This window comes from Lacticaseibacillus hegangensis, assembly GCF_003946465.1.
Taxonomy (GTDB): Bacteria; Bacillota; Bacilli; order Lactobacillales; family Lactobacillaceae; genus Lacticaseibacillus; species Lacticaseibacillus hegangensis.
Genome location: NZ_RHOL01000023.1, coordinates 25,420 through 41,377, shown reverse-complemented (window position 1 = coordinate 41,377; position 15,958 = coordinate 25,420). Strand labels below are relative to the sequence as shown.

Sequence of the window (15,958 nt, the reverse complement as noted above, 5' to 3'; positions counted from 1 at the left end):
AGCTGAACCTTTCTCATAGATGATCTCCTCCTAAAGCATCTATGATGCCAGAGAGGAGACTGAAGTGCGACATAATGGCTTACCACTTACCTACGACATTATCGCTGGCGAACTACAGCCGAAAAATAAAATTTCACTATGGGCTTGACATTGTTTTCTAATTTTTGTATTCTATTGTCATACCAGTTCAACTGGTGCGAAGGAGTGTTGATCATGACAATGAATAAACCAACACAACTAAATCGCTCGTATTACTACGGCTATTACGGATAGCGGCTGCATCGCCAATCGGATGCAGACCGCGCAGTAGGTTTGCATCCATGATAGGCGCAGCGTTTAAGCATGACTTTTAAGCGGCCACATGGATGAGAGGATCTCTTCCATGTGGCTTTTTCTTTCCGGAAAGAAACTGGCCGGCCACAGGGGAAAATCCTGCGGCCGGCTTTTCTGTTTCGCGGCAAACGAGCGAACGCAATAAATTCTGGAGGAAAATTATGATGAAAATGAACAAAGTTTTGTTATCAGTTGCAGCAGTTGGGATGGTTGGGGCGCTTGCCGCATGCGGCAACAGCGCCAGCAGCAATCAAACCGTGAAGGTCGGGGTCTTGCAGCTGATCGATCAGCAAGCCCTCAACGCCGCCAACAAGGGCTTTAAGGAGCAGCTGGCCAAGGATGGTTTCAAGGGCAGCAAGGTCAAGTTTGATAACCTTAACGCGCAAGGCGATCAGGGCAACCTGAGCTCTATGTCCGCCCGCCTGAAAAGCGATAAGAACACCGTCAAATTGGCCATTGCAACGCCGGCCGCGCAGGCTTTGCTGAAGGCGGACAACAAGACGCCGATGGTGTTCACCGCCGTCACTGATCCTAAGTCTGCCGGCTTGATGAGCGACCCGAAGAAGCCGGATAAAAATGCCACGGGCGTCACCGATATGGTCGACGTAAAGGGCCAAATCGACTTCACGCATCAGCTGTTCCCAAAGGCCAAGACAATCGGCTTGCTGTACAACGCCGCTGAGGAAAATTCCGTCGTTCAGATCAAGATCGCGCGCCAGGAAATTGCCAAGCTGGGGCTGAAGGCGGTTGTGAAGACCGCGGCTACCACAAACGACGTCCAGCAGGCCGCAGAGACCTTGGCCAGCCAGGCTGACGCCATTTACATCCCGACCGATAACACGGCCGCGGCGGCAATGCCGACCATCGGCAAAGTCTCTGCCGCAAAAAAGGTCCCAGTGGTCACCGCTGACGCGACAATGGTCAAGCTGGCCGGGGTCGCCACAGTTGGCATCAACTACGAAGACCTGGGCAAGCAAACCGCTAAGCTGGCGGTGAAGATCATCAAGGGCAAGAAAGTTTCCGACCTGGCCGTTCAGGCGCCAGCTAAGGCCACGTTGGTCACCAACAGCAAGCGCATGGCGCAGTTTGGCGTCACTAAGGCGCAGGCAGAAAAGGCGGCGAAGGCCGTCGAATAACTCTTCTGCGTGGTGAGCCGGAACCAAGTTTGTGATTAATTTCCAAAAGGTCCTTGACAGTGGGGATGAGATGAGTGTATTCTCATTTACATAGCAAAGGTTAATCTTTGCCAGTAAAGGACGTGTTGACAATGAATCAAGTAATCTCAACACAGCTTAATCGCAACTTTTTCGCCGGCTTTTTCGGATAGCGGTTTGCATCGTGGATGCAAGCCGCGGGCTTACATCCATGATGACCGGCACCTTTAAACGTGCAATTTACCGCCACATGGAGCAACTTCATTCCATGTGGCTTTTGTTTTTCCTAGGACAAAAACAAGCGCCAGCCACTGGAATGAATTTGAGTGGCTGGCGTTTTCTGTTTCGCGGACAGAGCGTCGGCCCAGGCTTAGTCCGAATCCGGCACCACATACTAGGAGGAATTTATGATGAAGTTGAAACACATCGCATTGGGCATGGCCGCCGTGGCTGTTTTGGCACTGGCTGGCTGCAGCAGCAGCACCAAAGCCAGCACCGATAAACAAACCGTCAAGGTCGGCATCTTGCAGCTGATCAACCAAACCGGGTTGGACGACGCGCGCAAGGGGTTTGAGCAGGAGCTTGCTAAGGCCGGTTACAAGGGCAACAAGGTCAAGATCGATTACGTCAACGCGCAAGGGGATCAAAGTAACCTGCAGAGCATGAGCCAACGCTTGAAGCAGGATAAAAATGACGTCAACTTGGCAATCGCCACGCCGGCCGCTCAGGCTTTGATGAAGGCGGACAAGGAAACGCCAATGGTGTTCACCGCCGTCACCGATCCGAAGACTGCAGGGTTGGTCTCAGATCCTCAGCACCCTAGCGCCAATGTGACTGGGGTCACCGACATGACTGACATTAAGGGACAACTCGAGTACCTCAAGCAGCTGTTTCCAAAGACCAAGACCGTCGGCATGCTGTACAACGCGGCCGAGCAAAACTCGGTGACTCAGATCAAAATCGCCACCAAGGCGGCCAAACAGCTGGGTCTGAAGGTTGCAGTGGCAACTGTCGCCTCCACCAATGACGTGCAGTCGGCAACCGAAACGCTGGCAGGCAAGGCCGACGCGATGTACCTGGTCACCGACAACACCGTCGCTGCGGCGATGCCGACGGTCGGCAAGGTGTCGCTGAAGAAGCACGTGCCAGTCGTCTGTGCGGCCTCAACCATGGTCGAAGACGGCGGGGTCGTGACCAAGGGGATCTCGTACAAGGAACTCGGGCGGCAAACGGCGCGCCTGGCAATCAAAATCCTGAAAGGGAAGAAAGTAGCCAACTTGCCGGTAGAAAAGCCGGCCAAGACGACCGTTGTCAAGAACGAGAAAATGATGAAAGTGTTCGGCTTGACCGACGCAGACGTCGAGAAGTAAATCAGTCACTCAGTTTTTGGAGGTTAACATGGACATCCTGACATCGAATATTTCTACCGGTTTTTTGTGGGCAATCATGGCGATCGGCGTCTACCTGACGTTTCGGATCCTAGACATCGCCGATATGACCGCTGAAGGGAGTTTTCCCTTGGGGGCGGCGATCACTGCGCACACCTTGGTTTCCGGCGTCGGCCCAATTCCGGCCACACTGCTGGGCTTTTGCGGCGGCGCGCTGGCGGGGCTGGTTTCCGGCTTGCTCCACACCAAGTTGAAAATTCCTGACCTGCTGACTGGTATTTTAACGATGACGGGACTATATTCTGTGAACCTCTTCATCATGAAGGCGGCCAACGTGTCGCTGCTGGCCAACATCAAAACAGTGTTCACCATGGTCAATCTGGGGGATGCCACGATGACCACGATTGTCATCGGGCTGGTCATTCTGCTGATCGTCATCGGCCTGCTGGTGGTCTTTTTCAACACTGAAATGGGCCTGGCGGCGCGCGCTGTCGGCAATAACCAGGCAATGGCCGCGGCCAATGGGATCAACAACGATAACATGAAGATCATTGTCTACATGCTCTCCAATGGTTTGATCGCGCTGTCTGGCTCTTTGATGGCGCAAACTAACGGGTACGCCGACGTTTCAATGGGGATCGGCACTTTGGTCATCGCGCTGTCGGCCATCATCATCGCCGAGATCCTGGTGCGCAATGTCAGCTTCGGGCAGCGCCTCTTGATGATCATTGTCGGCGCGGTGATTTATCGCCTGATTATCGCCGGGGTGTTGCAGCTCGGGGTCGATCCCAACTACCTGCGCTTGTTCTACGCGCTGATGCTGGTGGTTTTCTTAGCGCTACCGCTGGTCGAAAAAGAAATCAAAAAGGCACGCGAGCGTGCTGCCAACAAACGGGAGATGAATAACTGATGACAACGCCAGCTTTAGAAGTACACAAGTTGAATCAGTGGTTCGAAAAGGGCACGCCCAACGAGAACCACGCGCTGAAAAACGTCGAGCTGACGCTGCAACCTGGTGAATTCGTTACCATCATCGGCGGCAATGGAGCGGGCAAGTCTACGCTGCTGAATAGTGTGGCGGGGTCGCTTCAGGTCACACAAGGCCAGATCAAAATCGCGGGCAAAGATGTGACTTACCAATCAGTGGCTAAGCGGGCTGACCTGATCTCGCGTGTCTTCCAGGACCCACGCTCCGGTACCGCGCCGCTTTTGACGGTGAAGGAGAACCTGGCCTTAGCCCTTAAGCGCGGCTCATGGCGCAACTTTTGGCGCCGCGGCGTAAAGCGCGAGGACTTGGCATTGATGAAGGAAAAGTTGGCCAGCCTTAACCTCGGCTTGGAAGATCGGCTGGATACTGATATCGGGCTGCTTTCCGGTGGCCAGCGGCAGGCCATCACCCTGCTCATGGCGACGATTAACCTGCCGGAGCTGCTGCTGCTTGATGAGCACACGGCTGCGCTGGATCCGGCCACTTCGGCGACAGTGATGGCGCTGACTCAGCAGATCGTTTCGGCGCAGCACATCACCACGCTGATGATCACGCATAACATGCAGGACGCGTTGAAGTACGGGACGCGTTTGATCATGCTGGACCATGGCCGTATTGTGGTCGACTTGCCGCAGGAAAAGAAACAGGGTCTGACCATTCCAGACTTGCTCGCTTTGTTCAAGGAACAAAGTGGCGAAGAAATGAACGACGATGCCGTGCTGCTTAGTTGATTAGTTCGGCCTCGAAAAATGGCGCCGGTACAGGCGCCATTTTTTTACAGGAAAGTTAGCACTCTTGTTGCAAGAGTGCTAAAATCGTGGTATTATACATTATGTAAACAAGAAGGCGTGCGAAGCGGTGCGACTGACCATAGCTCAAACTCAGACATCGCCAGCCCGGCGGTGTTTTTTTGAAAGGGCGCAGGGTTCGCGCACTGAGGAGGCTAGCTCAGCTTAACGCATGACCGCGGGTTTAGCGGCGAGGCCTTGAGCGTGGCTAGAGTTCTTCGTTGCGGACCTGGCGTCCAATTACCGTGCATGACCCGCTTGCGAACACTAACTGACAAATGAACCTGGCTTGCGTTGCCAGACGCAGGGCCAAAGGAGGAATTTTTATGGCACAATTTAATGATCCATTCTTTAACGATGGTATGGATGACTTTCTGAATCAGGTCCTGAATCAAATGGGCAGCAATGGCCAACCGCGTTATGTGGTCAATGGTCATGAGCTGACGCCGGAAGAGGTCGCGCAGCTGCAGCAAAGCGGCCGCATGCCGGTACAAAACGCGCAGGAGATCCCAGTCCAGGAAAACAAGCAGCAGAAGAAAGGTATTCTGGAAAAACTGGGTCGCAATCTGACTAAAGAGGCCGAAGCTGGCACACTTGATCCGGTGATCGGGCGTGACAAGGAGATTCAGGAAACCGCCGAAATCCTGAGTCGGCGCACTAAGAATAACCCCATCCTGGTTGGCGATGCTGGGGTCGGCAAGACGGCGGTGGTGGAAGGGCTCGCCCAAGCAATTGTCAAAGGCAATGTCCCCGAGGCCATCAAGGACAAGCAGATCATTTCGATCGACCTGTCGAGTCTTGAGGCTGGGACCCAGTACCGCGGCAGTTTTGAACAAAACATCCAGGACCTGATCAAGGAAACCAAGAAGGCCGGCAACGTCATCCTGTTCTTCGACGAGATCCACCAGATTCTTGGCGCCGGCACGACCGGCGGCGAGGATGGCAGCAAGGGTCTGGCCGACATCATCAAGCCGGCGCTGTCTCGCGGCGAGATCACGGTGATCGGGGCGACAACGCAGGACGAGTATCGCAACACCATCATGAAGGATGCCGCACTGGCGCGGCGGTTCAACGATGTCACCATCAATGAGCCGAGTCCGCAGACCACGCTCGCCATTTTGAAGGGAGTCAAAGGGCTGTACGAGAAGCACCACAACGTTAAGCTGCCTGATGACGTGCTGAAGGCCGCGGTCGACTACTCGATGCAGTACATTCCGCAGCGCTCGCTGCCTGACAAGGCGATCGACCTGATCGACATGACTGCTGCGCACTTGGCGGCCAAGCATCCGGTGGTCGACAAGGTCACCTTGGAAAAGCAGATCGACCAGAAGACCAAGGAAAAGGATGCTGCGGCCAAGGCGGAAGACTTTGAAAAAGCGGCCAAACTCAAGGCGGAGCTTGAAGCACTGGAGAAGCCAAAGAACAGCACCAGTGCCGAGGCGGAGCTGGTGGTCGCCACGCCGGATGACGTGGCCCAGTCTGTTGAGCGCCTGACCGGCATTCCGGTTGCGCAAATGGGCGCCAATGATATTGAACGTCTCAAGAACATCGGCAAACGGCTCAAGGGCAAGGTCATTGGGCAAAACGAGGCCGTCGACATGGTGGCCCGGGCGATTCGCCGCAACCGCGCAGGCTTTGACGAAGGCAACCGGCCAATCGGCTCCTTCCTGTTCGTCGGTCCCACTGGGGTCGGTAAAACCGAGCTGGCCAAGCAGCTGGCTTTGGATCTGTTCGGCTCCAAGGATGCGATCATCCGCCTCGATATGTCCGAGTACAGCGATCGCACCGCCGTGTCCAAGCTGATCGGTACCAGCGCCGGCTACGTGGGCTATGAGGACAACGGCAACACGCTGACGGAGCAGGTTCGCCGCAATCCATACGCGATCGTGCTGCTGGACGAAATTGAAAAAGCCGACCCGCAAGTTCTGACGCTGCTGCTGCAGGTCATGGACGACGGTCGGCTGACCGATGGCCAAGGCAATGTGGTCGACTTCAAGAACACGGTCATCATTGCGACCTCAAACGCCGGCTTTGGTGAGGAGGCGTTGACTGGTGAAAAGACTAAGGACGAGCCGCTGATGCAGCGCCTGGCGCCATACTTCCGCCCAGAGTTCCTGAACCGCTTCAACGGGATTGTCGAATTCAGTCATCTCACCAAGGCTGATCTGGCCAAGATCGTTGACCTGATGCTGGCGGACGTCGACAAGACCCTGGCCAAGAAGGGCCTAACCCTGACGGTCACACCTGAGGCTAAGTCCTGGCTGATCGCACAAGGCTACGATGAAGCGATGGGCGCACGGCCGCTGCGCCGGGTCATCGAGCAGCAGATCCGCGACAAGGTTACAGATTACTACCTGGATCACCAAGACGTTCAGCACTTGCAGGCCGACGTCGTGGCCGGCACGATCGCCATCAGTGCGGCCAAGGAAGCTGAGCCAGTCGCATAAGGTTACGCTTTAGCTGGGCCAATTGAACGGTCATGAAAAATGGACATCACCATCAAAAGAGGGTGATGTCCATTTTGTTATGGCCACAGAAAGTGATCGACGGCCTTGATCACGGCCGGGTTGGTCCGCAGCAGACGATGCTGGGCCAAAGGGCCGGTGAACTCTAGCGTTTCGTAACTTTTCAGCCGCGGTCCAAGCAGATACCGAAGTGAGCGGGAGGAAACGTTGTTGATCTTGCCGTCCCAGTGCTGACCGTCACCCAGGTCGCCGTAGATATTCAGAACTGAGACCTGATGCGCGGGGAAATGCCGGCGCAGCCCCAGCGCTCGGCGGTAGTCGGGCACGACCCAAGGCGGCTTACCGCCAGGCCCCAGCCGGTGTTTGCGCCGCGGCCGGTGGACGCCGGGGATGCCATCGAAATTGCCGGCAATGGCGACGTATTTTTGCAGCTGTGGGAGCTGCTGGTACTGGCCGTAACGCAGCTCGTAAAACAGGACCGCAGCGTTACCCAGCGAGTGAGCGACGACGTTGTAGCGGCTGATGCCGTACTGCTGCTGCAGCGCCACTAAGACGTCGCGAAACCAGTCCGAGATGCGATTGTAGCGCAATGTCCGGTTATTGACGAACACGACCTTGACCAGCGGCCGGTGGCTGTCTGCAGGCCAGTCGCCGCTGAATGTGACTGCGCCGTCGTTATTAACGGTGGCAGTCAGGACGCTGGTGGCGTGGTCCTCTTGTTCGGCAGTTTGAATCAGCGCGTTCATGGCGTTGGGGCCGGCGCGGTGGCCGTGCAGGTACAAGGTCGGGACCTGGCGCACCGTCGCCGCGTGAAGCGGTTGCAGCGGGATCCAGGCCAGGGCGGCGAACATGATCGCGATGAGGATCATCAGTCGTTTCCGCATGTGCGACGCCCCCTTATTGTCCTCACTTTACGGGTAATTTTTGCCCGATGCAAGAGGCGGTTTGCCAACTTAAAAAAAGTGCAACCTGGGGCTGGCACGCTCCGAAAAGAAACAGCTGCGCAAGTGACCGAACACAAGCTGTAGCGTATTAAAATAACCGACCGCACTTGGCGGCCGGCAAACTTTCGGCAAAAGTTTATTAGGAGGTAAGGGGCAATGCAGTTAGAGCTGAACGCCTTCCTGATCGAGGAAGTACTGCAGCGGTTTTAGTTCTTCGCCATCGTAATAGGCAAACAGGTCCTCAAGCGAGTCGACCGACTGTTCCGCATCGTTGGCGTTAAACTCTGGGGCTACGGTTTCGACGACCCTGCCGTCAACGATTTTGACCTTGAGCGCTTCGACTGGGAAGCCGCGCTTCAAGGTGATCTTCGCGTTCAGGACAAACGGGCGCCCGGCGCTGGTGACTGCCATGGCCTTCGCAAAGGCCGCGGGCAGGTCGGCGGACTTGGTGACGGTCGCGCCTTCGATGCCCATGCCTTCGGCGATCTTCTCGAAGTCCTGATCTTCCAGGTCGATGCCGGAGTAGTCATGCATCCCCGGGATGTCGGCCTGCTCGTCGCGAATGAAGCCCAGCGTGGTGTTGGATGTCACGATGTTCAGAATCGGCAGGTGATACTTCTTCTGAGTGATCAAGTCTTGCATCACCATCGAAAAGGCGCCGTCACCAGAGATCGATACTACCTGGCGGTCTGGGTATGACAGTGCACCGGCGATCGCGCCGGGGATGCCGGCACCCATGGAAGCGAACAGGGCGGAGACTGTCCATTTGTTGGTCGGGGTGACTTTCATGTAGCGCAGCAGGTTGATGGTGTTGTCGCCCACGTCCAAGGCCACGACGGTCTTCTCGTTGGTCACCTGGTTGAGTGCGTGGTACAGCGGCTCAAATTCCAGCGGATCGGTGGTGCGGGTGGCGAGCTTTTGCAGGTAGGCCTGCCAGTTGCGATTGTCTGCCACTGCCGCCTTGAAAAAGGCGGTCGGTGCGACGGCGGTGGACCGGTCGAGCATTTTTTCAACGAACTGGGTCGCGTCGCTCCAGATGCCCAGGTCGATGTAGTGGTGCCGGCCGAATTCGGATTCGTCGTTGTCGACCTGAATGAACTTAAAATCGTGGCGCGTGTAGACGTTGTTGGCAAACGGAAAGTCCGCGCCGATGGCAATCACTAAATCAGCGATATCGATGATCTCGTTGGCTGACTTGGCGCCGGCCCGGTTGACAAAGCCGATGTTGCCCTCGTAGTCCTCAGAAATCATGCCCTTGGTCAGCCCGGTTTGAATGATTGGAATCTGCAACTTCTTGGACAGTGCAATCAGCTTGTCGCCGCCGCCCTGGATTCCGCGGCCAACGTGGAACACTGGGCGTTTGGCGGCCTTGATCATCGCCAGCGCCTGGTCGATTTCCTCATCTGTGGCCACTGGCTGGGGCTGTGGCTTGTTGTCCGACGGGCTGGTGGACTTGTATGGTACGTCAGGGATCTGAGCGTAGCCAAAATCGTTGGGGATGATGACGACAGCCACGCCGCGGTTCTTGTAGGCCTCGCGAATGGCCTTATCGACCACGTATGGCAGACTTTCCGGGGTCATCACAGTGCGGCAGTAAGCGGCCACGTCGGCGAACATCGGGCCCTCATCAAACTCCTGGAAGAAGTTGTAGTTCATGTTGTAATGCGGCACCTGCCCAACCAGGGCCAGCACTGGCGCGTGATCCTCACGGGCGTCGTACAGGCCGGTCAGCAGGTTGGTCGCACCGGGGCCGGCGGAGCCGAACGTGACCGCAACTTTGCCGGTCAACTTGGCATCGGCACTGGCAGCCAGTGCGCCCACCTGTTCATGGCGGACCTGGATGTACTTGATGTTGGCCTTTTCTTGCTCCAGGGCCGACATAGTGGAGTTGAAGGAGCCGCCGGGATACCCGTAGACGTGCTTGACGCCCCACGCCTCTAAGACCTTAAGCATCGCGACACTGGCGGGAACTGTGTTTGTCATGATTGCACTTCCTTGTATTGGTTTGATAACAGTTGTAGACAATTACTACGCCTACAATGTAACATCTTGAGAAAGCGGTTGCAACAGTTTTGGCCAATTTTATGTCACAATAGAGAAAAATTGGTCGCCAGCTTGCGGGACCAACCGGGGGCAGGTGACTGCCGCCGCAATTTCCTGTTAAACTATTGGTAACAGTGATGACAAAACGAAAGAGGTGACCCATGCGCAATAAGCTAACTACTCCGGCCGGCCGCGGGCTGCTCCTGCTGATCGCCCTGAGTCTGATTGCCGGCAGTATCAACTTGTTCTACGCGCCCCACGGTGTGGCCGCGGGAGGCGCGACCGGACTGGCCATCATCGTTCAGGAAAGTATTGGTGTGCCGCTGTGGCTGACTACGCTTGCCTTTAACTGCCTGATGCTGATACTGGCCTGGTTCATGCTCGGCCGCGGGACGTTTCGGCGTATCCTCGCCGGCAGCGTCGGCCTGCCGGTCATGCTGGCCCTGATCCCGCAGAGAATGATCGTGGCAGATCGGCTGCTGGCGGTCATCATAGGGTCGGTGATTTTCGCGGTGGGCGTCGGGTTGATCTATCGCATCGACGCGTCGAGCGGCGGGACCACCGTGCCGCCGTTGATCTTGCAAAAATATCTGCGGCTCAAGCCGGCCATTGGGCTGTTTGCAGTGGACTTTCTGATCTGTCTGCTGAACATTCCGGTCGCGGGCATTGAGGCTTTCGTGCTGGCGGTCTTTGCCATCGGCCTCAGCAGCTTAGTGATGAACGCTGTGGAAACTGGTTTGGACCGTAAGAAGGTCGTTTACGTGATGAGCGAGCGGCACGCGGCCATCACCGCCGCCGTCCAGGCGCGCACCGATCACGGGCTGACGCTGCAGTCAGTGGTGGGCGGCTTTTCTAAAACGCCGGGGACGATGCTGATGATCGTGGTTGAGCAGCCGGACTTTCGCGCGTTGATCGATGGCATCCGGGCAATTGACCCCGACGCTTTTATTTTGGCCGTTGAGGCCACTGAGGTGCACGGCGGATCACTGGGATGACGCGCCGGGCCCCTTTTTTTCGCAAAATTTCGAGTCTTTTCATTAGGTAAGCGCTTTATTTCGTGCTACGCTTCAATTGAATCCGCGAGGCGCGCTGCGTCACTGGGAGGCAGGCCCTCGCCGCCAAGGAGGGAGCAATATGCGGACTGAAATGTTGGGGATGATTCTGGCAGGCGGCCAGGGCACGCGCTTAGGCAAACTGACGCGCACGACGGCCAAGCCATCGGTGCCATTTGGCGGCCGCTATCGGATCATCGATTTTACGTTGAGCAACTTGGCCAACTCCGGGGTCGATACCGTCGGCGTGATCACGCAGTATCAGCCGCTTGAGTTGAACCGCCACATCCAAAACGGCGCGGCGTGGGGCTTGAATGTTGCCGGCGCCGGCGTGACGATTTTGCAGCCGTACGCCTCTAGCGAAGGGGAAAAGTTCTTCGAAGGGACCGCGCATGCGATTTACCAAAATATCGCCTACATCGACTCCTACGATCCCGACTACATCCTGGTGCTGTCCGGTGACCACATTTACAAGATGGATTACGGGCGGATGCTGCGAGCCCACAAGCTGAAGAAGGCGGCGCTGACAGTGGCAGTGATGCCAGTTCCTAAGGCCGACGCGCCGCGTTTTGGCATCATGAATACCGATGACACGGACCGCATCATCGAATTTCAGGAAAAGCCTAAGGAACCCAAGTCCAACCTGGCTTCAATGGGGATCTACATTTTTGACTGGCCGACCTTGCGCCGCTACCTGACCGAAAGTTACGCCACAGACGGTAAAATGGAAGACTTCGGCAACGACGTGATCCCCGCTTATCTGGCGCACAACGAGCCAACTTACGCGTACTCGTTTCACGGGTACTGGAAAGACGTCGGGACAATCCAGTCGCTGTGGGAAGCCAACATGGAGTTCCTGTCACCGACCAATTCGCTGAACATTGCCAACCGCAGCTGGCGGATTTTTTCGCAAACCGAGCCGCTGCCGCCGATGTTCTTGACGAAGACAGCCAAGGTCTCCCGCTCGATGCTGACGGATGGCTCCTACATCGCCGGCACGGTGGATCACAGCGTGCTGTCGCAAAGTGTGCGCGTCGGTGAGGGCAGTACGGTCAAGGACTCGATGATCATGCCCAACGCCACAATTGGAAAAAATGTCACCATCGACCACGCCATCATCGGCGAGAATGCCATTGTCGGCGATAACGGCGAAGTGATCGGCAAAGCCGATGACATTGCGGTGGTCGGGTACGGAGAAGCCGTGGGCAGAAAGGAGAAAGCATGACACTTGGAGAATTGAGCGCCGTCATCGACCTCAACGAAGATGGCGAGGCGCTGCTGCCGTTGACTGAAAACCGGCCGGTGGGGACCCTGCCGTTTGCCGGCCGCTACCGCCTGATCGATTTTCCGCTCAGTGCGGTCACTCACGCCGGGGTCCACAGTGTGGGTCTGTTCATGCCGCAGTCGGAGCGATCGGTGCAAGACCACATCCGCGACGGCGCGTCCTGGAACCTGGATCTGATCCAGGGCGGCGTCTTCATGTTTCCGTACATTGCGACGCGTGACTACAGTGATCCGGTCTTGCGCCAGCGGTACTATGACGACTACATCACGTTTTTGCGGCGCAGCGGGTCGACTTACACCGTAATCATCGGCAGCTCCAACATCGCCTCAGTCGACCTGACCGCGGTGCTGGCCTATCATGAGGCCGGCGAGGCGCCGATCACGCTGGTGTACAAGAAGATCCCCCAAGCCGCCAGTGCGCCAGACGATTGGACCCTGACTTTGTCCGAGCAGGGGACCGCCAGTGCGATTCTGCGCCAAAAAGACCGGCGCGAACGGCCAAGCGATACTGTGCCCGCCTTTATGGACACCTATCTCCTCGCAACGGCGGATCTGATCGATCTGCTGGACGTGGCGGCCGGCTCGCAGACCTTGGTGACCTTGCCAGAGCTGCTGCGCGATTACGTGCTGGCGAACAACGCCAATGCGTTCGAGTACACTGGCTATCTGGCCCGGGTCACCACCATGCAGCGCTTCTTTGAGGCGAGCTTGGGGATGCTGGATGACGCCAACTACCAGTCGCTGATGTTTTCCGCGGTGCCGGTGCTCACCAAGAGCAAAAACGAGGTGCCGACCTTCTTTGCGCGCGGCGCCGAGGTCAACGATGCGCTGCTTGGCACCGGGGCCTATGTGGAAGGTAAGATCACCCACAGCGTCATTTCGCGCAGTGTGGTGGTCCACCAAGGTGCTTCGGTAGAAAACAGTGTGATCATGCAGGGCGCCAAGATCTCGACCGGCTCGACGGTGAAATATGCGATCTTGGACAAAGGAGTCGTGATCGGCCCGAACCTGCAGCTGGAAGGCAAGCCCGAGGCGCCACTGGTGATCGGCAAGAACCGGACCATTCTAAAAAAAGCTGATCTGACGCCGCAGCCTGCCTGAGGGCCCGTAAGCCTCGCGCGACGCAGCAAGCCATGACCTGGTCGCCGCGATCAAAATAGCGCCTCTGGCCCGCGATTCAACTGAATCGGGGATCAGGGGCGCTTGTCATTTCAAACTGATTATTTGGCCGGCTGGCGCGGGTCGAGCTCAATGTCCGCGGTGACGCTGGCGTTTTCGTACGGGAAGTGGCTTTCCGAGAACTCGAATGGTTCGCCTTCGACGGAGTAGCTGACCTGCCGGATCACCAGGACCGGATCGTTGAGTGCGGCGCCGATGGCCTTGACGTCCTCTTCGGTGGCCTTGATCGCGTATACCGTGCGGTGCGAGCCGGCAATGGCGATGCCGTGAGCCTTTAAGGCGGCATAAATCGAGCCTTTCAGCATGTCCTCCGTGATGGTCATGATCGCCGTGGGCATAATCGTGTGTTCGTAGGAAAAAAGCTGTTGATCGACATAGCGGACGCGGTCAATGACGTAAACCGGGTCGGTGGGGCAAATGACGAGCGCCTCTTGCTCGCTTTCGTTGGGCATCCGCGCCGCAAAGCCGAGAATTTTGCTGGTGACCTTGTGGCCAGGCTGCGTCGCGGTCGTCCCCAGCGGCTGGTCGATTGGCGAAATGCCGCCAGTGGTGGCCCGGTAATCCTTGCGCAAAAAGGTGCCGGCACCGCGCTTGGAATACACCACGCCTTCGACAATCAGCAGCTGGATTGCCTTGCGAATCGTGATGCGTGTGGTGTGAAACTGCTTGGCCAGCTGTTCCTGATCTGGCAGAAGGGCCCCAGGGGCATAGGTGCCATCAGTGAACATCTGGTGCAGCGATTGGGCGATCTGCTGATACTTGTACATGCGGGCTGGCTCCTTTCCAGATAGTGGTTGCTTATTTCATTATACGACAGCCCTTTCATAACTTCAGCTGCTTTCTCTTTTAAAAATAAAAGTATACACAAATAGAAAAAAAGTGTTTACACGCCCGCATGAAAGCGCCATAATGTAACCGGATCCAAGAAATGATTAGGAGGCTGCGCAGCATGAGTCAAGCTTTACCGAAAGGATTTTTATGGGGCAATTCCACTTCCAGCATGCAGACAGAAGGCGGCTGGAACGAAGGCGGCAAAGGGAAGTCGGTGTACGACGACCGCCCAGCTTCGAAGGACGCTTCGGACTGGCACGTTGCCATTGACGATTACCACCGCTACGACGAGGACATTAAGCTCATGGCCGATCAGGGCATGAATGCTTACCGGTTCCAGATTTCTTGGAGCCGGGTCTGCCCGACCGGCGATGGCGACTTCAACGAGGAAGGGATCAAATTCTATTCCGACTTGATCGACAAGCTCATTAAAGCCGGGATCACCCCGATGATTTGCCTGTACCACTTTGACATGCCACTGGCCTTAGCCGAAAAGTACAACGGCTTTGCCAGTCGCCACGTCGTTGAGGCGTTCGTCCGCTACGGCAAGAAGATGGTCGATGAGTTCGCAGATCGGGTTCCGTACTGGATCACGTTCAACGAGCAAAACCTCTACTTCATGCCGGATGCGTACCGCATCGCTGGTGACCTAGATGGTGAACGGAGCGATGCCGCTTTGTACACCATTTCCCACCACGTGATGGTCGCCCACGCCGAGGTCGCCAATTACCTGCACGAGCATTCCAACGCCAAAATCGGTGGCATGCTCGCCTACAGTGAGGTTTACCCGGCCAGCTCCAAGCCGCGCGATATTCTCTACGCGCGCCAGATCGACGAGTTTTTCAACAAGAACCTGCTGGACGTGTTCGTTAACGGCCAGTACTCCACGGAAGTTATGACCTTCGTCAAGAACCACGCTATCGACATGGACTTCACCGATGCCGACAAGGCCGCATTCAAGCAGCTGAAGAGCGACTTCATCGCCTTTTCCTACTACCGGTCCGGCCAGATCAACTCCGACAAGGTGCCGATCAACACGATCGTCAACCACTATCTCGACTACGGCTCCGAGCAAGTGCCCGGGCTGCAGGTCAACGAGTGGGGCTGGAATGTTGATCCGCTCGGCTTCCGCGACATTCTCACCAAAGTTTACGATCAGTACCACGTGCCGATGTTCCCGATTGAAAACGGGATTGGCATCCGCGAACACTACACCGGCCAGGAGATCCAGGATGACTACCGGATCGATTACCACCGTGTGCACATTCAAGCGCTCAAGGATGCGGTATTCGAAGATGGCGTTGACGTCATCGGTTACCTCGGCTGGGGGCTGATCGATATTCCTAGCTCCAGCGGCAACATGGACAAGCGTTACGGCATGGTCTATGTCAACCGCACCAATTCAGATCTGAAGGACCTTAAGCGGGTTCCGAAGAAGTCGTACGCGTGGTTTAAGCACGTGATTGAAACCAATGGGGCAGATCTGAGCTAAAGATTCTAGCTATTTTT

General features: G+C 56.5%; 12 protein-coding genes. 9 read left to right on the top strand and 3 right to left on the bottom strand.

Features of this window, described 5'->3' with window-relative positions; translation table 11 throughout:
• Positions 1-497: 497 nt before the first annotated feature.
• The 5 genes from EKM86_RS08270 to EKM86_RS08250 all read left to right on the top strand — a co-directional run bounded on the left by EKM86_RS08270 (position 498) and on the right by EKM86_RS08250 (position 7,098).
• Entirely contained in the window at positions 498-1,469 is a 972-nt protein-coding gene (locus EKM86_RS08270; protein ID WP_125756925.1) for an ABC transporter substrate binding protein, read from the top strand.
• Positions 1,470-1,894: 425 nt separating this feature from the next.
• On the top strand, positions 1,895-2,857 hold the full coding sequence (locus EKM86_RS08265) for an ABC transporter substrate-binding protein (RefSeq protein WP_164506218.1): 963 nt from the start codon (positions 1,895-1,897) through the stop codon (positions 2,855-2,857).
• A gap of 28 nt (positions 2,858-2,885) precedes the next feature.
• Positions 2,886-3,785 (top strand): ABC transporter permease, encoded by a 900-nt coding sequence (locus tag EKM86_RS08260; protein ID WP_125756921.1) that lies wholly within the window; start codon positions 2,886-2,888, stop codon positions 3,783-3,785.
• A complete protein-coding gene (locus EKM86_RS08255; RefSeq protein WP_125756919.1) occupies positions 3,785-4,594 on the top strand; it encodes an ABC transporter ATP-binding protein in 810 nt (269 codons plus the stop codon). Before EKM86_RS08260 ends, EKM86_RS08255 begins: the two co-directional genes overlap by 1 nt.
• 383 nt (positions 4,595-4,977) lie before the next feature.
• A complete protein-coding gene (locus tag EKM86_RS08250; protein WP_125756917.1) occupies positions 4,978-7,098 on the top strand; it encodes an ATP-dependent Clp protease ATP-binding subunit in 2,121 nt (706 codons plus the stop codon).
• A 77-nt stretch (positions 7,099-7,175) separates the two neighbouring features.
• On the opposite strand, the gene EKM86_RS08245 is transcribed toward EKM86_RS08250, so the two are convergent.
• A complete protein-coding gene (locus EKM86_RS08245; protein ID WP_125756915.1) occupies positions 7,176-8,000 on the bottom strand; it encodes an alpha/beta hydrolase in 825 nt (274 codons plus the stop codon).
• A gap of 222 nt (positions 8,001-8,222) precedes the next feature.
• Positions 8,223-10,046 (bottom strand): pyruvate oxidase, encoded by a 1,824-nt coding sequence (spxB, locus tag EKM86_RS08240; RefSeq protein WP_379909092.1) that lies wholly within the window; start codon positions 10,044-10,046, stop codon positions 8,223-8,225.
• Positions 10,047-10,264: 218 nt separating this feature from the next.
• On the opposite strand from spxB, the gene EKM86_RS08235 reads away from it, so the two are divergent.
• The 3 genes from EKM86_RS08235 to glgD all read left to right on the top strand — a co-directional run bounded on the left by EKM86_RS08235 (position 10,265) and on the right by glgD (position 13,540).
• Positions 10,265-11,098: a YitT family protein gene (locus tag EKM86_RS08235; RefSeq protein ID WP_125756912.1), complete on the top strand. Its 834-nt coding sequence runs from the start codon at positions 10,265-10,267 to the stop codon at positions 11,096-11,098.
• A 139-nt stretch (positions 11,099-11,237) separates the two neighbouring features.
• Positions 11,238-12,380 (top strand): glucose-1-phosphate adenylyltransferase, encoded by a 1,143-nt coding sequence (locus EKM86_RS08230; protein ID WP_125756910.1) that lies wholly within the window; start codon positions 11,238-11,240, stop codon positions 12,378-12,380.
• Complete coding sequence (gene glgD / locus EKM86_RS08225; RefSeq protein WP_125756908.1) at positions 12,377-13,540, top strand: glucose-1-phosphate adenylyltransferase subunit GlgD; 1,164 nt, start codon at positions 12,377-12,379, stop codon at positions 13,538-13,540. The genes EKM86_RS08230 and glgD overlap by 4 nt, the downstream gene beginning before the upstream one ends.
• A gap of 119 nt (positions 13,541-13,659) precedes the next feature.
• On the opposite strand, the gene EKM86_RS08220 is transcribed toward glgD, so the two are convergent.
• Complete coding sequence (locus EKM86_RS08220; protein WP_125756906.1) at positions 13,660-14,385, bottom strand: GntR family transcriptional regulator; 726 nt, start codon at positions 14,383-14,385, stop codon at positions 13,660-13,662.
• Positions 14,386-14,567: 182 nt separating this feature from the next.
• Here EKM86_RS08220 and EKM86_RS08215 point away from each other — a divergent pair, with 182 nt between their 5' ends.
• The gene (locus EKM86_RS08215) at positions 14,568-15,941 is read left to right on the top strand and encodes a glycoside hydrolase family 1 protein (protein ID WP_125756904.1); all 1,374 of its coding nucleotides are present in this window, start codon (positions 14,568-14,570) and stop codon (positions 15,939-15,941) included.
• Positions 15,942-15,958: the final 17 nt, after the last annotated feature.

Bases quoted from the DNA above. Each gene is read 5' to 3' on its own strand.
- EKM86_RS08270 (WP_125756925.1), top strand. From the start codon at position 498: ATGAAAATGAACAAAGTTTTGTTATCAGTTGCAGCAGTTGGGATGGTT.
- EKM86_RS08265 (WP_164506218.1), top strand. From the start codon at position 1,895: ATGATGAAGTTGAAACACATCGCATTGGGCATGGCCGCCGTGGCTGTT.
- EKM86_RS08260 (WP_125756921.1), top strand. From the start codon at position 2,886: ATGGACATCCTGACATCGAATATTTCTACCGGTTTTTTGTGGGCAATC.
- EKM86_RS08255 (WP_125756919.1), top strand. From the start codon at position 3,785: ATGACAACGCCAGCTTTAGAAGTACACAAGTTGAATCAGTGGTTCGAA.
- EKM86_RS08250 (WP_125756917.1), top strand. From the start codon at position 4,978: ATGGCACAATTTAATGATCCATTCTTTAACGATGGTATGGATGACTTT.
- EKM86_RS08245 (WP_125756915.1), bottom strand. From the start codon at position 8,000: ATGCGGAAACGACTGATGATCCTCATCGCGATCATGTTCGCCGCCCTG.
- EKM86_RS08235 (WP_125756912.1), top strand. From the start codon at position 10,265: ATGCGCAATAAGCTAACTACTCCGGCCGGCCGCGGGCTGCTCCTGCTG.
- EKM86_RS08230 (WP_125756910.1), top strand. From the start codon at position 11,238: ATGCGGACTGAAATGTTGGGGATGATTCTGGCAGGCGGCCAGGGCACG.
- glgD (WP_125756908.1), top strand. From the start codon at position 12,377: ATGACACTTGGAGAATTGAGCGCCGTCATCGACCTCAACGAAGATGGC.
- EKM86_RS08220 (WP_125756906.1), bottom strand. From the start codon at position 14,385: ATGTACAAGTATCAGCAGATCGCCCAATCGCTGCACCAGATGTTCACT.
- EKM86_RS08215 (WP_125756904.1), top strand. From the start codon at position 14,568: ATGAGTCAAGCTTTACCGAAAGGATTTTTATGGGGCAATTCCACTTCC.